Origin of the sequence: Vibrio sp. 10N.222.55.A1 (genome assembly GCF_041473835.1) — a bacterium.
Classification (GTDB): domain Bacteria; phylum Pseudomonadota; class Gammaproteobacteria; order Enterobacterales; family Vibrionaceae; genus Vibrio; species Vibrio crassostreae_C.
In genome coordinates this window covers 14016-29266 of the sequence record NZ_JBFRSX010000043.1, presented here as the reverse complement: position 1 = coordinate 29266, position 15251 = coordinate 14016, and the positions used below count along the sequence as shown (strand labels likewise).

Genomic DNA, 15251 nt, shown 5'->3' with positions numbered 1-15251 from the left:
GCTCCTACTGTGCGAGAAAGTCTTTAGCGAAACGTTGCAATACGCCACCAGCGCTGTACACATTCACTTCGTCTGCCGTGTCTAGTCGGCAGGTCACAGGAACATCCAGCTTGTCACCGTTTTTACGAGTGATGACTAGAGCCAAATCAGACCCTGCTTCAATGTCGCCGTACACGTCGTAAAGCTCGGTGCCGTCCAGTTCTAAGGTATTGCGATTGGTTCCCGCTTTAAACTGCAAAGGCAACACACCCATTCCAACTAAGTTGGTTCTGTGGATTCGTTCAAAGCCTTCGGCAACAATCACTTCAACACCCGCCAAGCGCACCCCTTTGGCTGCCCAGTCACGTGATGAACCTTGTCCATAATCGGCACCCGCCACGACAATCAAAGGCTGTTTACGGTTCATGTAGGTTTCTATCGCTTCCCACATTCGCGTAACTTGACCTTCTGGTTCAACTCTTGCTAGTGAACCTTGCACAACTTCTCCAGCGTCCTTAACCATTTCGTTATACAGCTTAGGGTTGGCGAATGTTGCTCGTTGCGCGGTTAAGTGATCGCCTCGATGGGTCGCGTAAGAGTTAAAGTCCTCTTCCGGCACTTCCATTTTGGTGAGATATTCCCCCGCAGCGCTCGAAGCGAGAATCGCATTTGAAGGGGATAAGTGATCTGTAGTGATATTGTCACCCAGAATCGCTAAAGGTCTCATACCAGATAGGCTTCGTTCTCCCGCAAGAGCACCTTCCCAATAAGGTGGTCTTCGGATATAAGTACTTTGAGGTCGCCAGTCATAAAGCGGTTCAGTCGTCACCTGCTCCTCGTCTGGCTGGAACATTTTTACGTAGATCTGTTGGAATTGCTGAGGCTTAACGTGCTCACCGACAACAGCATCGATCTCGGCATCACTCGGCCATAAATCACTTAAGTAGATTGGCTTACCATTGTTGTCGGTACCTAAGCTGTCTTTCTCGATATCAAAGCGAATCGTGCCAGCCAACGCGTAAGCAACCACCAATGGCGGTGAGGCTAAATACGCTTGTTTGGCATAGGGATGGATTCGACCATCAAAGTTTCGATTCCCTGACAACACAGCGGTTGAATACAGGTCGCGGTCGATGATCTCTTGTTGGATAGCAGGATCTAGGGCTCCGCTCATACCATTACAGGTAGTACACGCATAGCCGACGATACCGAAGCCTAGCTTTTCCAGCTCAGGTAGCAAACCTGCCGACTCAAGATAGAGCTTGGCAACTTTAGAGCCCGGCGCAAATGATGTTTTCACCCACGGCTTACGAACTAATCCAAGTTGATTGGCTTTCTTAGCCACCAATGCTGCGGCGACCACATTTCTTGGATTACTGGTGTTAGTACAAGAGGTAATCGCTGCGATGATTACGGCACCATCAGGCATCTGATCATCCCTGTACTGCTTAGCATGCTGCTCTTTCCAAGATGTTTGACTGATACCTTGTTCAGCCAGCTCTCTGGTTGGCAAACGGCGATGAGGGTTAGACGGCCCTGCAAGATTGCGCTCAACCTTCGATAAATCAAACTCAAGTACACGCTCATATTGAGCAGAATCGAGATCGTCAGCCCATAGCCCAGTTTGCTTGGCGTAGCGTTCAACTAGTTCAACCTGCTCAGGCTCTCGACCAGTGAGTTTCAGGTATTGAATAGTCTGCTCATCGATATAGAACATACCCGCTGTCGCACCATATTCTGGCGTCATGTTAGATATCGTTGCGCGGTCACCAATAGTCAGAGCACGAGCCCCTTCACCGAAGAATTCCAAATAGCTTGAGACCACTCTCTCATTGCGAAGGAACTCAGTAATCGCAAGCACAATATCCGTTGCGGTTATCCCTTCTTGTCGTTGACCCGTCAGTTTAACGCCTACAATATCAGGCAATCGCATCATCGACGGACGACCGAGCATCACAGTCTCAGCTTCCAAACCACCTACACCTATTGCAATAACACCCAGAGCGTCAACATGAGGAGTATGACTGTCGGTGCCGACACAGGTATCAGGAAACGCGATTCCTACTTTAGATTGAATCACTGGAGACATTTTCTCCAAGTTAATCTGGTGCATAATTCCATTACCCGCAGGAATCACACTCACGTTTTTAAACGCGATTTTACACCAGTCAATAAAATGAAAACGATCTTCGTTTCTGCGTTCTTCAATCGCACGGTTTTTATCAAAGGCTTCACTATCAAAGCCTGCATGTTCCACAGCTAAAGAGTGATCAACAATCAGTTGGGTTTCGACAACGGGGTTCACCTTGGCAGGGTCTCCGCCTTGGTCGGCAATCGCGTCTCTTAATCCAGCCAAATCTACTAGGGCTGTTTGACCAAGAATGTCATGACACACCACACGCGCAGGATACCAAGGGAAATCAAGGTCACTCTTGCGTTCAATGATCTGTTTTAAGCTGTCTTCAAGGGTTTCAGGATCACAGCGTCTTACTAATTGCTCTGCCAATACTCTCGACGTATAAGGCAAGGTTTTATAACTGCCCGGAGATATCGCTTCTACCGCTTCGCAAGCATCGTAATATTCTAAATGAGTTCCGGGTAAAAGTTTTCGGTACTGATTTTTATCAAGGTACTGAGCTTGTTCAAGTTTCACATCAGACATACATCCACCATTATCTGTTAAATTCTATTCGTTGGTTCTTGAGGCCTTGTCGTATGAAGACGGAAGTCACCTCAAGACATAAGTCGGCTCGATATAGAGGACTAACGTAAATGGATTGGCAGCCAGTCTTGATGCTCTGGCCCAGTGTAGTCTGCGCTTGGGCGAATGATGCGATTGTTTTCTCTTTGCTCGAACACGTGTGCCGTCCAACCCGTAAGGCGGCTCATCACGAAGATAGGAGTAAACAATTTGGTTGGGATGTCCATGAAGTGGTAAGCAGAGGCGTGGAAAAAGTCCGCATTACAGAACAGTCCTTTCTCGCGCTTCATTACCGCTTCAACACGCTCAGAAACGGCGTAAAGCTGTTCATCTCCCACCTCTTGAGCTAGCTCTTTTGACCAGCGCTTGATTAGAGCATTTCGTGGGTCGCTTTCGCGATAAATCGCATGACCGAAGCCCATGATTTTGTCTTTGTTAGCAAGCATCTGCATGATGTTAGTTTCTGCTTCATCAGCGGTTTTCCAATCTTGGATCATTTCCATTGCCGCTTCATTCGCACCACCATGCAGCGGGCCTCTTAGTGTGCCAATTGCTGCTGTAACGCACGAATGAATATCAGACAGGGTTGATGCACAAACCCGAGCCGCAAAGGTTGAAGCATTAAACTCGTGTTCCGCGTATAGGGTGAGCGAGCAATGCATCACCTTCTTATGAAGTTCACTTGGAGTTTTGTCTGTTAGCATTTTCAAGAAGTAGCCACCCAGACATGCTTCGCTTTGATCTTCAGTGTCAATGCGCACGCCATCATGACTAAAGCGGTACCAGTAACAAATAATCGCAGGGAAAAGCGCAAGCATTCGCTCAGTCGCAGACAGTTGCTCAGAAAAATCTGACTCTTGCTCTAGATTACCTAGCATTGAACAACCCGTTCTCATCACATCCATTGGATGAGCGTCTACAGGGATAAGCTCTAGTGCTGCTTTCAAAGGTTGAGGCAAGCCGCGCAAACCAATCAACAACGTTTTGTAATCGTCTAACTCTTTTTCACTGGGCAAATGACCTCTTAGTAACAGATGCGCCACTTCTTCGAACTGAGCATGATTAGCAAGGTCGGTTATGTCATAGCCACGGTAGGTCAAACCCGTTCCTGACTGGCCTACCGTACATAGCGCCGTGGTTCCCGCACTCTGCCCACGCAGACCAGCACCACCGATGGCAGGTGCGCTGGCTGAGTTGCTTGCTGTTTTTTCGCTTTGTTGTAGATTTTCTGTTGAAGCCTTATCGACAGCTGCTTTATCACTCAAAGATACAGACATGGTGAACTCCTTTTCTGTGTTAGTCGCCTGCACTCTTTGGTGCTGCCTGTTTATGTATCCGATGATCTTTATCATCGGTACTGGATATGGCGACTAACCATTTCACGTTATTGGATTAAGTTGATTTTTGATTAATTGAAACCGGTTTACCCTTCGCTTGAAAACAACTGATCAAGCTTGTTCTCGTAGTCGTGGTAATTCAGGTGTTCGTAAAGCTCTTTACGGGTTTGCATTGAATCCAACAAAGCTTCTTGATTACCTTCAACTAACAAGTGTTTGTAAACATTCTCCGCCGCTTTGTTCATCGCACGGAACGCACTCAATGGATAAAGCACCATGTCGACACTTGATTGGGCTAACTCGTTACAGCTGTAGAGTGGTGTTTGGCCAAATTCAGTGATGTTCGCAAGAATAGGCACGTGCTTGCCCGTTGCTGATTTCAGCGCTGCCGAGAACTTCACGTATTGATCGAGTTGATTCATCGCCTCAGGGAAGATCATGTCTGCGCCCGCTTCAACACAAGCTATCGCTCGCTCAATTGCGCTATCAATGCCTTCAACCGCCAATGCATCCGTACGTGCCATAATCACAAAGCTTTCATCGGTTCTAGCATCGGTTGCCGCTTTGACTCTATCGACCATCTCTTGCTGACTTACAATCGCTTTATTTGGTCGATGACCACAGCGTTTCTGGGCCACTTGGTCTTCCATATGGATTGCTGCTGCGCCTGCCTTCTCCATAGCGCGAATCGTACGTGCAATATTGAATGCGCCACCAAATCCCGTATCGATATCCACCAGCAATGGCAGATCACACGCGTTGGTAATACGTTCAACATCTACCAACACATCGTTCAATGTGGTGATGCCTAAATCAGGCAACCCATAAGACGCATTGGCGATGCCTCCGCCAGACAAATAGATCGCCTGATGCCCCAAGTTCTTTGCCATCATCGCGCAATACGGATTCACCGTACCGACGATCTGCAATGGGTCGTTGTCTTGCACAGCTTGTCGGAACTTAGCTCCTGCTGATAACTTCATAATGACGCTCCCTGTTAATTGTTAATTTCTAATCTTTATGACTACTGATGTTTAGCTCTCGCCAGCGAAGAACCGCTAGCAAATACCAGTCGCCAATTAATCAAGACCTTTGGATTGAATTTGTTGCTCTATAAGTAATCGGCTTCCCGAGATGTGTCTTCGCATTAGTATTTCTGCTAGCTCTTCATCACGGTTGCGAATCGCTTGTAGGATGTATTTGTGTTCATCGAGCGCCTCTTTGGGCCGAGACTGAGCCCTAGGCGATTGATAGCGGTACATGCGTAATAGGTGATAAAGCTCATCACACAGCAGCGAAATCAGTTTGCTGTTACGACTCGCTTTAATAATGCGGTAATGGAAATCGAAATCCCCATGTTGATGAAAGTAAGAAGAACCTTCGACTTCATCGATGTATTTTGAGTGTGTCGACAATAATCCTTCAAGCCCGACAAGCTCTTCTTGTGTGATATGTCTTGCTGCTAAGCGAGCCGCCATGCCTTCCAATGCCTCTCGCACCGCGTACAACTCGAGTAGTTTGTCTGCCGAAAAAGTAATAACTCGAGCCCCTACATGAGGAATGCGTTCAATCAAGCCAAGCCCTTCAACACGCATTATCGCTTCACGTAATGGGCCTCGGCTTACCTCAAAGCGTTTAGCCAGTTCAGGCTCCGAGATCTTACTGCCCGGTGCTAATTCACCGTTAACAATCGCCTCAACGAGGTACTCAGTGAGGTTTTCTGATTTAGTGTTCTCTTTATCGTTCACACGTGTCTTCGTGTTTGCATTTAAGCTGAGATCTTTTATCGCAGTATTCATATTCACGCTGCTCACTTCTGATTGCTGAACCCTAATTGTCAACAATTTCATAACATGAACATAAAATACACGATTGAATTGTCGACAATCAAGCAAATTGTCGACAATTTAGACTAAGGTAGTATTTTTCATAGACGATTAAAACTAATCCAAAAGGACACTACAAACAACTCAACCATCTGTTATTTATCGATTTAATCAGAGTAAGAGTCACTAACCCCCTATCTACCCTAAAATCATTTGAAATCGATATGTCGACAACTTATAGCCGAAACTTGTCAAAAGCAGCCCCCTTCGTATCTATCCACCAGCTCACCGATAAACAGATATAAAAAAGGCGCACTCATGTGCGCCTTTCATTCATCGAACCCGTTCTAACAAGCCAACCTTTAATCAAGCTATCTGACGAGTAACTTCTAGGTATTTGTTGATATCAACGAAATCAATTTGTTCCGGTTTGAGATACTCTTCTGCATAACGCAGGTGAGTACCGCTGGTTAAGAACAATCTAAACAGTTCGATATCGAGATGCTCGTCCAACGCCATTTTGTACATGATGTCGACAGCAACACTGATTGGCTTCGCCTTCTTATAAGGCCTATCCGCAGCAGTTAACGCCTCAAAAATATCGGAGATCACCAGAATACGTTCTGGGATTGAAAGGTCATCACCAGTCAGCTTCCTTGGATATCCCGTACCTTTGAGTGTTTCATGATGCGTCGAAGCATAGCGAGGAACACGGCTTAGCTCTTTCGGGAATGGCAGATTCTCAAGCATCTTAATCGTGCCAAGCATGTGCTCGTTTATCTTGAATCTGTCTTCTGCAGTCAACGTGCCGCGTGCAATACTCAGATTGTAGACTTCGCCTAGGTTATATAAGTGCTCAGGTACATCCATTTTGATTTTATGTTTCGGGTCAAACTCTAACGGCCTATCTCTTCTCACTATATGTTCAGGTTTATCACTTAACAGTGGCTCTGTCGCAGGTAAACTTGCACTCGGTTCTCGGTTCAACGCCTCTATCGGTGATAAACCAAGTTGATCATCAAAGTTACGCGTCCAAGTCGTCTCAGCTATCGCGTGAATACGAGCGACTTTGTCTTCACTCATGAATTCACCACCAACGTTCGATGTCGCGATAAAAGTAAAGTCATCTTGTAGCTGTTGTTTGGTTGTCGCAAACTCATCTGCAATTTGCTGCGTTGATAGCGTACCTTCAAGTTGCTTTCTCAAAGCGGTGATTTCCGCATCACGCCAAAGTACTTCAAATCGAGTTCTCACCTCGTGAATTCGGTTGTAGTTCGCTTCTAGCTTCGTACCTTTATCGACGATGTGTTCGGGTATCGTGATCTTGCCACAATCGTGAAGCCAAGCCGCAATTCTGAATTCACGACGTTCATCATCATTTTTAAACTCAAAATCTTTGAAATGATCGGACTGTGATTTCTCAACTGCATCAGCCAACATCAAGCCGAGTTTTGGTACACGATTACAGTGCCCTGCCGTATAAGCAGATTTATCATCGATAGCTTGGGCGATAAGCTTGATAAACGACTCCACAAACGCCTCTTGTGTCTGTTCATGCTGCTTAATCTCTGCCGCCATGCCTTTCACTGCCACAGACAGCTCCCATACTTCTTTGATTCGAGTGTCAACAAGCTCGACACTATCATAATCACGCATCTTGATCTTATGAGTCTCCTCCTCTAATTGACGAATAGGACGCACTATCGGTGCACCAAAACCCCAAGCAATAGGCAACGTCAAACTCATCAGTAACATCGTTATACCAACAGAGGTTGCTAGACGTTTATTGACTGTACTAAAGATTTCAGATTCGGGAATCAATACCGCAAAATATTCAGAGTAGTGTTCGCCCGTGTCTATTTTCTTTAAATAGAGATGCTTGATCTCGCCATTCAACTCTACCCTTACCATACTGCCTTCAACCGTTGCTTCCTTAGTCAAATCATAAAGTTCAATATAAGGAACCGTCGTATTCGTATTAAAGCCGGTATCATGGAGCCACTTTTTCGCTAAGGTATCAAGTTGTTCATCACTTAACCTGCCGATAGCTTTGTCAATAATTGGAAGCAATTGCTTATGCTTGCTCTGCAACACCAAATGGAATTGATTTGAGTAGTTCTGTTTTAGATCTTCTAGAGCCCCATTTACAACAAGGCCTGGTTGGAAAAACCTATCTAATGCAAACGAGAGTACGGGTTCAGCGTCTAAGAATGCAAAGTTCTCTCCGCTTTCAATTGAATCAAATGCGGACTCTAGGTTTTCAAACTCAACTAAATCAATATTCGGAAAGTCTTCCCTTAGCTTAGGAATAATTGACCACCCAGATAAAATGGCCACTTTTTTATCCTCAAGCTCGGCATAATTAGTAATAATCTTCGCGTCTTCTCTGGTCACGATAGCAAACGGTAAATCATAGATTGGAGTGGTGTAGAGGCCGCTTATGCCATTATTTTTATAATTTTGCACCGATTGCAGCCCATCTATAGTTCCTTCTTGAAACTTATTAACAAGCTCTCCCCAAGAAAAACCATTCACAAATTCAAACCTGATCCCAGTCATACCACCAATCATTTTGAGAAGGTCTATCGCATAGCCGTCTGGTCTTCCCGCCACTGAAAAGTCCATCGGCCCCCAATCATTTTGATTAGACACTAAAAGCGGAGGAGTATCATTAACCAAGGCTTTTTGCTCAGATGATAGCATCAGTTTTGATACATCAAACTCCGATTCCTGATTATTAACCTTGAGGTTAGACGCAATAATGTTACCCGATTTCGAATATAAGAAAGACTCAACCTTACTATCTTCTGCTAATCCAAGCGCCGTACCTGATAATTTGTTAGCCAAAGAAGACAGCACAATATCAATACCAATCACATGTTGAATTTCAGATTCGATTTTCGACTCAAACGCTAAAGAATAAGTTTGTCCGGTAATTTGTAAATGCTGAAAAAGATATGGCTGAGTTTTTTCGACCGACAGAACATTGGCAGCAACATACCAAGGCCTGGTCGTTGGAAAGTAGTTGCTCTGCTCCGTAGTTGAGCTTCTGAGGGAAAACTCTTGGTCAAAGTATTTCGTTGTCCGGACTCGCTCCTGCCCTATATTTTGAATCTCAACCACAACCCAACGATCCGTTTGTTGTGCTCCTATTTTTTCTCTAACGACAGGGGCAGATTCTAGGTTAATAATTTGGAAGAAATTTTCATCGGATGAGCCAATGTAAATACTATAAAAGAGAGGGTTATCTTTAATGGCTTCAGAAAGAATACTACGCGACTCTTCTTTCGATATTTTGTTACTGATAGATAGTTTCACTGTAGCAAGTAAACGCGCGGTGTTGGCTGCGTCAGAGTCAATCGCGCCGATATAATCACTCAGGTCATGAGATACCATCGTCAACTTTGACAGAGTATTCTCCGTCGCCATTTTTTTACTGAAGTAGTATTGAAGAGAGACCGCAACCACAGCCGTTAGCACAGTCGCGAGTATGAACATTGTTCCAACGGTAAAGCGTAACGAAATTTTTTTTAATGCCATTATTTCATCCTTGAATAATCGCCAACTCCAAAGTTAACAGCCTAGCGCAATCAATACCGCTTAAGTTGCATATCAACTATAGTAACTCATTATTCCACATCTAAAATCTAACACCTCTATACACCTGACTCTTTTGCAGAAATAGTTATCGTAGTCACATCTAACAATATAGACCAACAACCAATGCACTCGAGTAGAAAACGCTAGTTAAATCCAACCTTTGTCAATGAATTCAATCATTCTGAGACAATAACTACGATTTTAGAATCCAGATATCATTCAACAGTAAATGGACAAAAACACGTTACCGTGAACTTTATGAACAATATTAATCCAATGTTCTTTATTCTCAATATCGCCGCATTACAGACATTTCATTAACACACCGTTAACTTTAGCTTCATCTGCTAAGCAATATCCTACTCATCTGTTTAGTAGCTGGAAATAAAACATAAGTTTCTCTCCATTGAAGAGATCCCCTACATAAGGAACGTGAACCATGTTCAAGGCACTGAAACCTACTCTTGCGGCTTCTATCATCGCAGCAACCTTTTCTTTCAACACTTTTGCTGCTGACGTAGAAAAAATCCACTTCCTAATCCCTGGCGGCGCTGGTGGTGGTTGGGATATGACAGCTCGTGGTACGGGTGATGTATTGGTGAAATCAGACATCGTAGAAAATGTCTCTTTCCAAAACCTGTCTGGTGGCGGTGGCGGTAAAGCGATTGCTCACCTAATCGAAACAGCACAACGCCAAGAAGACACGCTAATGGTGAACTCAACGCCTATCGTTGTTCGTTCACTAACAGGTATCTTCCCTCAATCTTTCCGTGACCTAACTCCGGTAGCAGCAACCATTGCCGATTACGGCGCAATCGTCGCTCCTGCGGATTCTAAGTACGACACTTGGGAAGACGTCGTTAAAGAGTTCGAAACCAACCCACGTAAAGTGAAAATTGCTGGCGGTTCAGCCCGTGGCAGCATGGATCACCTTGTGGTTGCGGCAGCGTTCAAAGGCGAAGGTTTTGATGCGAAGAAAGTGCGTTACATTGCCTACGATGCTGGCGGTAAAGCGATGGCGGCACTGCTTTCTGGCGAAACACAGCTGCTTTCAACGGGCCTTGGTGAAGTACTAGAGATGTCTAAGTCTGGCCAAGTAAAAGTGCTTGCTGTGACGGCTCCAAAGCGTCTTGACGCTGCGCCTAACATCCCAACACTGACTGAATACGGCAACGAGACAGTATTTGCTAACTGGCGTGGTTTCTTTGCGGCACCGGGGACAAGCCAAGCAAAAATCGACGAGTGGAATGTAGCGCTTGGCAAAATGTACAAAACCGATGAGTGGCAAGTGGTTCGTGACCGTAACGGTTGGATCGACAACTACAAAGCTGACAAAGATTTTTACGCCTTCCTAGAAGATCAAGAAAAACAGATGGGCGACCTAATGCGAGAGCTTGGTTTCTTGAAATAACCAACAACCATAGAGGGCCTATGTGCCCTCTTACTCTTTCCTTGTTTCGCCGTGCATGAGTTAACTTCAAACTCCTTTGTTTATTCGTAGACGTATTACTAACGCTTGCCGATTCGTTGTAAACGCAAGTGGCTGATAAACCAGTACCGTAATTCGCTTACCTTTGGTTAGTGATCCCAGACATTTCATTGACTCGCTCATGTACGGCTTTTTTACTTTTTATACCACCCCAAATGGAGTTGGATATGTCGGACTTACCAACCAAATTTCTGAGTAAGGAATCTTTGCTTTCGAAGGATCGCATCGGAGCCATGCTCTTTATGCTTGCATGTTTATGCTATGGCTACCAAACCACGCTGATTCCTTTGTTCCCCGGTGACGAGTACGAACCCTTCACAGCAAGAACCTTACCTATCCTGCTAACGTTTATCGGCATTGGCCTTTCGTTGATCCTGCTTATAACCGGACAGCCGGATAAAAAAGTTACATGCGACACTACGCCGCTGAACTGGAAACTGCTTATTGGCTTCTTGGTGTTAATGGCTCTGTACGGTGTTGGACTGACTTATCTTGGCTTTGTTTTAGCAACCAGCTTCTTCTTACTTGCAGGCTTTTACCTACTGGGTGAGCGCCGCAAAGCTGTCTTATTTGGCGCGTCGTTTCCTTTCGTTATCGCGTTCTTTCTTTTATTAACTCAAGGCTTAGATATCTACCTAGAGCCTGGTTTAATCTTCACTCTTTGGTAGGGATAACATTATGTTAGACGGAATTTTACAAGGACTTTCTACCGCCGTGATGCCAATGAACATCATGATGGTAATTGTTGGCTGTTTTGTTGGTACCTTTATTGGAATGCTACCGGGACTCGGTCCAATTTCAGCAATCGCGTTGATGATCCCGATTACATACGGCCTAGATCCTTCTTCTGGCTTAATCTTGATGGCTGGTGTGTACTACGGCGCTGTATTTGGTGGCTCGACGTCATCCATCTTAATCAATGCTCCGGGTTGTTCTTCAACGGTAGTAACCGCGTTTGACGGCTACCCGATGGCTCAAAAAGGCCAAGCAGGTAAAGCACTTGCTCTCGCGGCTTACTCTTCTTTCACAGGCGGTACGCTTTCAGCAATCATGCTTTTGATTGCCGCACCGGCTCTAGCAAGCGTGTCACTGAGCTTCCAGTCTTCAGACTACTTTGCGTTGATGCTATTAGGTTTGTCCGCTGTAGCGGCGTTTGCAGGCCCAGGTCAGGTAATCAAAGCGTGGATGATGACTATTCTTGGTTTGATGCTATCAACTGTAGGTATCGACAAAGGTGTTGGCGTTGAACGGTTCACTTTTGGCCTTACGGATCTGATGGATGGCTTTAGCTTCCTATTATTAGCGATGGCAACATTCGCACTGGGTGAAACCTTGATGGGTATTCTAAAACCAGAGCAAGACACCAGCGCGGAAGAAAGCCAAAAGATGTCGGATATTGGTAGCATGAAGGTCACCAAAGAAGAGTTCAAAGAAGTGGCACCAGTTTCAATTCGATCTTCTATTCTCGGTTTCTTTACCGGTGTTCTACCGGGCGCAGGTGCCACTATTGCGGCATTCCTAAGCTACGGTATGGAGCGTAGCCTCGCGCCAAAAGACAAGCAGAAAGAGTTCGGTAAAGGCAGTATCCGTGGTCTTGTTGCTCCTGAATCAGCAAACAACGCCGCTTCAAGTGGTTCATTCGTTCCGCTACTAACGCTGGGTATTCCGGGCTCTGGTACAACTGCGATTATGCTTGGTGCATTGATTGCCTACGGTATTCAGCCTGGTCCTCGCTTGTTCGTTGAACACCCAGACGTATTTTGGTCAGTCATCATCTCTATGTACTTTGGCAACATCGTACTGGTTATCTTGAACCTGCCTTTAATCCCTTATATTTCTAAACTGCTAGCGGTACCTAGAACGGTTCTACTGCCAATGATTATCTTCTTCTCAATCACTGGCGTGTACTTGGTGTCATTCAACACGATGGACGTATTTGTGATGCTACTGGTAGCGATGGCTGCGATAGCATTAAGGCTAGCCAACTTCCCATTGGCACCATTACTGTTAGGCTTCATATTGGGCGGCTTGATGGAAGAGAACTTAAGACGAGCATTGATGATCAGCGATGGTGAGTTGAACTTCTTATGGGAACGCCCTATTACGATGACCTTCACTATTCTGGCGGTATTGGTGCTGTCTAGCCCGATTCTAGTGAAACTATTTAAGAGTTTTAGAGCGAAGCCAGTAGAAGTGTAAAGCTTTATCGAATCAACTAAACCTCAACGAAAGGAGCCATTGGCTCCTTTTTTCATTTAAAGCCTCAATTAAAACCAGCGGTTAAAGATGGTAGCAAACTCACAAACCTATCTTTACAACACACATGGCGCTGATATTCATAACAAATTCAAGTAAGGTAACCAGTTAGTTAACGTATTGGATTCTAAAACTATGGATTGGTTGATTCTATTCTTATCAGGGGTGGTTGGCGGTGTGCTTAACTCCATTGCGGGTGGCGGCAGCTTCATCACTTTCCCTGCTTTGTTATTTGCTGGCGTTCCACCAATAGCAGCCAACGCGACCAATACCTTTGCTTCGTGTGCTGGATACATTAGCGGAGCCTACGCTCTGCGCCACGAAATTCAATCTGGTACTAAGCAGCTAAAACTGACTATAGCTTTATGTGTGATTGGCGGTGGTATCGGGGCATTTTTACTGCTGCACACACCAGAAGCTCTGTTCACTCAATCTGTCCCTTGGCTGTTGCTGTATGCTGCTCTGCTTTTCACGTTTGGCGGCACGCTCAATAAATGGCTTAAACAAGCTACAGCAAAACATAAGCACGCCACTAGCGCAGGCGCATTCTTTTCCGCTTTATTACTTTTGATTGTCTGTATCTACGGTGGGTATTTTAATGCAGGTTTGGGCATTGTGACATTGAGCTATTTGGCGCTGGCTGGTTACACCAACATCAACGTGATGAATGGCATCAAACTGCTCGTGTCCGCGTGTGCTTCCCTCGCAGCGATCGTGTTTTTTATCGTAAATGGTTCGATTAATTGGCCGTCTGGCATGGCTGTATTATTGGGTACATTGGTTGGTGGTTATTATTCAGCAAAAATCTCTCGCCGCATCCCTCAACACTATGTTCGAACCACAGTGATCATCGCGAGCTTTATGATCACCGCTTACTTTTTCTATGCTAATTAGACGTTCGGTTTAATAAGACTTGCAACTGAAAAGATAAAGCCAAAAGACTCCACCCTGCTCATACCGATTTGGCTATTTTATTACTTATAAAATAGCCAAGCCAAAATGTGTGAGACGAGTCCTTCAATTAGCAAATTTGATAACAATTTAGACTGTTTTTTAGCCTTTATTTTGCCAAAGGTAGGATAATTCTCCTGTCGAAAGTGAGACTTCATTAGGAGGCGTTATGAACACTAAACTCGGTCATGTCATGTCATCAAGTCGACTCATTTGCTTTGTCGCTTTTCTTGCTGCCACATTCGCGTGGATCTTAAAAATGCCCGCTCTGTTTTCTGTGTCAGCGCTATTCTTACTGGTCAGTGCGATCGTTTATGTCACCGATCTTTGGAAGAATCAAAGAAAGAACCGCGAAGCTTAGCCAATTACGGTTTAATCGAACGAATTAAAAAAAGGAGCTCATAGGCTCCTTTTGTGTTTTTCGCTTATCTAATTAGGCGTACTAATCGTCGACGCCTTATCTAACGACGCCTTCTTATTAACGACGGAAGTTACGACCGTTACCGCCGCGGCGCTCTTTAAATGCAGACGCAGCTTTAGCTTGAGAAGCGTGGATAGACTCAACCGTTAGTTCCATTGGCTCACGAGGCTCTAGCCCATGGCGGAATGTACGTGAACGCGGAGGCATCTGGTATTCGATGTCCGATGCTTTAGGCATGCGCTTGAAACGGTAAAGGTAGAAGTTTTCAACCTTCTCACGAGCCCATTCGGTTTTCTTCAGGTATTTAACTGCGCTTGCCACTGTAGGCTTAGTGTTAAAGCAGTTCATACGCATTGCCGCATCTAAAATTTCCCAACCATAATGATCCACTAATTCAGTGATCATGGTTTCAAGCTTTAAGCCGTGTAGCGGGTTATTTTGTTGCAGTTCGATTCTTTCTTCTTCAGTCATAACATTACCTTTTTCAAGGCAACTAAAGGCCTTGAATTTACTCTAGAACACCGTCATCACTGACCATTTCTAGCTCAATCACTTGGGCATTACATCCATTGCCCTTATTTATGCCTTTATGATGGCATAAAGCATACTCGTTATCCTATTTATCTTTGAAATTAATTTCGAATTGGTCACTTAACACCCTACCTTAGCTCGCTATACGGACTAAGACATT

General features: G+C 45.0%; 11 protein-coding genes. 5 read left to right on the top strand and 6 right to left on the bottom strand.

What is annotated here, in order from left to right; translation table 11 throughout:
* Positions 1–4: 4 nt before the first annotated feature.
* The 5 genes from acnD to AB4493_RS14070 all read right to left on the bottom strand — a co-directional run bounded on the left by acnD (position 5) and on the right by AB4493_RS14070 (position 9383).
* Positions 5–2641 (bottom strand): Fe/S-dependent 2-methylisocitrate dehydratase AcnD, encoded by a 2637-nt coding sequence (gene acnD, locus AB4493_RS14090; RefSeq protein ID WP_372155214.1) that lies wholly within the window; start codon positions 2639–2641, stop codon positions 5–7.
* Positions 2642–2742: 101 nt separating this feature from the next.
* The gene (gene prpC, locus AB4493_RS14085) at positions 2743–3957 is read right to left on the bottom strand and encodes a 2-methylcitrate synthase (RefSeq protein ID WP_372155213.1); all 1215 of its coding nucleotides are present in this window, start codon (positions 3955–3957) and stop codon (positions 2743–2745) included.
* Between the two features lie 146 nt (positions 3958–4103).
* Complete coding sequence (gene prpB, locus AB4493_RS14080; RefSeq protein ID WP_017062292.1) at positions 4104–5000, bottom strand: methylisocitrate lyase; 897 nt, start codon at positions 4998–5000, stop codon at positions 4104–4106.
* Positions 5001–5096: 96 nt separating this feature from the next.
* Positions 5097–5816: a GntR family transcriptional regulator gene (locus AB4493_RS14075; protein ID WP_372155236.1), complete on the bottom strand. Its 720-nt coding sequence runs from the start codon at positions 5814–5816 to the stop codon at positions 5097–5099.
* A 393-nt stretch (positions 5817–6209) separates the two neighbouring features.
* Entirely contained in the window at positions 6210–9383 is a 3174-nt protein-coding gene (locus tag AB4493_RS14070; protein ID WP_372155211.1) for an HD domain-containing phosphohydrolase, read from the bottom strand.
* 499 nt (positions 9384–9882) lie between these two features.
* Here AB4493_RS14070 and AB4493_RS14065 point away from each other — a divergent pair, with 499 nt between their 5' ends.
* From AB4493_RS14065 to AB4493_RS14045, 5 genes are all read left to right on the top strand, one after another.
* A complete protein-coding gene (locus tag AB4493_RS14065; protein ID WP_017062289.1) occupies positions 9883–10854 on the top strand; it encodes a tripartite tricarboxylate transporter substrate binding protein in 972 nt (323 codons plus the stop codon).
* Between the two features lie 245 nt (positions 10855–11099).
* Positions 11100–11600 carry a tripartite tricarboxylate transporter TctB family protein gene (locus AB4493_RS14060; protein ID WP_004733594.1) on the top strand — a complete coding sequence of 167 codons (501 nt, stop codon included), beginning with the start codon at positions 11100–11102 and terminating at the stop codon, positions 11598–11600.
* 10 nt (positions 11601–11610) lie between these two features.
* Positions 11611–13131 carry a tripartite tricarboxylate transporter permease gene (locus tag AB4493_RS14055; RefSeq protein WP_012603793.1) on the top strand — a complete coding sequence of 507 codons (1521 nt, stop codon included), beginning with the start codon at positions 11611–11613 and terminating at the stop codon, positions 13129–13131.
* 192 nt (positions 13132–13323) lie between these two features.
* Complete coding sequence (locus tag AB4493_RS14050; protein ID WP_372155209.1) at positions 13324–14082, top strand: sulfite exporter TauE/SafE family protein; 759 nt, start codon at positions 13324–13326, stop codon at positions 14080–14082.
* 226 nt (positions 14083–14308) lie between these two features.
* Positions 14309–14500, top strand: a complete 192-nt coding sequence (locus AB4493_RS14045; protein WP_017059711.1) for a hypothetical protein — start codon at positions 14309–14311, stop codon at positions 14498–14500.
* A gap of 117 nt (positions 14501–14617) precedes the next feature.
* Here AB4493_RS14045 and AB4493_RS14040 read toward each other — a convergent pair whose 3' ends face one another.
* Positions 14618–15031 carry a VF530 family DNA-binding protein gene (locus AB4493_RS14040; protein WP_010438513.1) on the bottom strand — a complete coding sequence of 138 codons (414 nt, stop codon included), beginning with the start codon at positions 15029–15031 and terminating at the stop codon, positions 14618–14620.
* Positions 15032–15251 lie beyond the last annotated feature (220 nt).

Coding starts and splice junctions, on each gene's coding strand:
- AB4493_RS14065 (WP_017062289.1), top strand. CDS start 9,883: ATGTTCAAGGCACTGAAACCTACTCTTGCGGCTTCTATCATCGCAGCA.
- AB4493_RS14040 (WP_010438513.1), bottom strand. CDS start 15,031: ATGACTGAAGAAGAAAGAATCGAACTGCAACAAAATAACCCGCTACAC.
- AB4493_RS14050 (WP_372155209.1), top strand. CDS start 13,324: ATGGATTGGTTGATTCTATTCTTATCAGGGGTGGTTGGCGGTGTGCTT.
- prpC (WP_372155213.1), bottom strand. CDS start 3,957: ATGTCTGTATCTTTGAGTGATAAAGCAGCTGTCGATAAGGCTTCAACA.
- acnD (WP_372155214.1), bottom strand. CDS start 2,641: ATGTCTGATGTGAAACTTGAACAAGCTCAGTACCTTGATAAAAATCAG.
- prpB (WP_017062292.1), bottom strand. CDS start 5,000: ATGAAGTTATCAGCAGGAGCTAAGTTCCGACAAGCTGTGCAAGACAAC.
- AB4493_RS14055 (WP_012603793.1), top strand. CDS start 11,611: ATGTTAGACGGAATTTTACAAGGACTTTCTACCGCCGTGATGCCAATG.
- AB4493_RS14075 (WP_372155236.1), bottom strand. CDS start 5,816: ATGAATACTGCGATAAAAGATCTCAGCTTAAATGCAAACACGAAGACA.
- AB4493_RS14045 (WP_017059711.1), top strand. CDS start 14,309: ATGAACACTAAACTCGGTCATGTCATGTCATCAAGTCGACTCATTTGC.
- AB4493_RS14070 (WP_372155211.1), bottom strand. CDS start 9,383: ATGGCATTAAAAAAAATTTCGTTACGCTTTACCGTTGGAACAATGTTC.
- AB4493_RS14060 (WP_004733594.1), top strand. CDS start 11,100: ATGTCGGACTTACCAACCAAATTTCTGAGTAAGGAATCTTTGCTTTCG.